Source organism: Falsigemmobacter intermedius, from assembly GCF_004054105.1.
Lineage (GTDB): Bacteria > Pseudomonadota > Alphaproteobacteria > Rhodobacterales > Rhodobacteraceae > Wagnerdoeblera > Wagnerdoeblera intermedia.
In genome coordinates, this window is sequence record NZ_SBLC01000066.1 from 1 (window position 1) to 1,046 (window position 1,046).

Sequence of the window (1,046 nt, forward strand, 5' to 3'; positions counted from 1 at the left end):
GCAGATACCAGCTTGAATCACGATCCAGGCTCGGTGTGAATCCCTTTTGTCAACATGACCTAGTGGAGTTAAACCATTTTACGGTGCCGGTGGTCATGATGAACCCTTTCCAAGCATAAAAATAACCATTTCCGCGATTGCGGAATGGGTGCGTTAACGGTGCTTTAATGAGGAGGGTTCGATCGAAACGATGCAGTGGCATCGTTAAAAACTAAGCTCAGCGAAAAACTATCAACTTGTACTGTTTACGCAGATTGTTAGAGCAAGTCAAGTTAGCGCTAACATTATAATCCCGCGGCGTGAATCGGCTGCAAAAAATAGTGCTTGCTTTCATACGCGAAAGCCGTCATTTGGCTCGGATGTTCGAAGTAAATTGGGGCAAGCCCCTCATTATCGCCGTCACCACCGAAGGTGACACCAAGAAAATCTCCACCATTGAGCACGCACAGTATCTTTTGAGCCGCGACTGGCCGGTCGACGATGTCGCGCGCAGAAAAGCGCTGATCGCGATCGACGACGCGATGGAATGTATGGGAAGCGTCACAAGTGCCCGCGCGGCATTCTTACAGGCTGCACAATCGGCCGGGTTTAAGCCAGCTCCAGCTCCAGCTTTTTTCGTCTGAATTTGTAAAAGCGGACGCAGGTTCGCTTTAGGTGCAGGCGCATAAAGCGCGGCCCGCAGCTGAACATCATCTACGAAGTCGAGCGACCACCGCGAGCTGGCCAGACCCGCAGCCGACTGCGCAGTGCCGTAGCCGGCGCACGCGCCTGGTAGCGCACCATCTTGCGACTTGGCCCAGCGGCTGACACCCTTGCTGCTCCGAAAGCTGAGACGGAGCTCCAGCCGCGACAGCTTCGCGTGTCATGGCGGACTTTACCATATATTTTCGCAGTTCCTCCATCGCTCCCATGTCGCCCATTTGCTCGGCCAAACGGCTCTTGAGCTTGGTATTTTCCCCCTCCAGTGGACTCTGATGTTGTAACCGCCTCCCTAATGGATTGTGACGATCCCACCTTGGCACAAAGATGCCGTCGGGGGGCGGTTA

1 protein-coding gene is annotated in these 1,046 nt (G+C 53.9%); it reads left to right on the forward strand.

Annotated elements, in window-relative coordinates; genetic code table 11:
• The first annotated feature begins 299 nt into the window (after positions 1–299).
• Positions 300–623 carry a DUF982 domain-containing protein gene (locus EP867_RS18285; RefSeq protein ID WP_241656966.1) on the forward strand — a complete coding sequence of 108 codons (324 nt, stop codon included), beginning with the start codon at positions 300–302 and terminating at the stop codon, positions 621–623.
• Positions 624–1,046 lie beyond the last annotated feature (423 nt).